Source organism: Neisseria sp. P0021.S007 (genome assembly GCF_051956855.1).
Map to the genome: position 1 here is coordinate 1 of NZ_JBQCXA010001253.1, position 509 is coordinate 509.

Consider the following 509-nt stretch of genomic DNA (forward strand, 5'->3'; position numbering starts at 1 on the left):
GTGTTGGGTATGGTGACCATGAAAGATTTGTTGGAAACCATTGCCGGTGAGTTCCCAGAGGAATTCGAGCGTGAGGAAGAAGAAGCTGCTCCAGCCAGCCAGGATGAAACGCTGTCTGTGGATGGTGCATTGGAGTATGTGGAATTGGCTTCCCAGTTAAATCTGCCTGCTCAAGAAGAAGATGCGGACTTCCATACTGTTGCCGGCTTGATTATGGAAGAATTGCAAAGTATTCCTGATGTGGGCGACTTCATCGATTATCATGGCTGGCGTTTTGAAGTGGTTGAGAAGGACGGACAACGGATTGCCCGTGTGAAAATCAATCGTTTGCCGGAAGAAGAATAAGGAAAGGCTAATATAGTAAAGGCCGTCTGAAAATGTTCAGACGGCCTTTTTATTGATTTAACTTTAGTTGCCGTAATGTCCTGAGCCTAAAATTCGGTGTGAATGTGCGCCGGTTGCATGGTGGGGATTGCTCGGGACTTGATTGCACCAACAGGCTGCAAGCC

General features: G+C 47.5%; 1 protein-coding gene. It reads left to right on the forward strand.

Translation table 11 applies throughout. The features are described 5' to 3' along the window. Positions 1–345, forward strand: a 345-nt coding sequence (locus ACTHUR_RS18590; protein WP_296186662.1) for a transporter associated domain-containing protein, incomplete at its 5' end; no start/stop codon positions are given. Positions 346–509 lie beyond the last annotated feature (164 nt).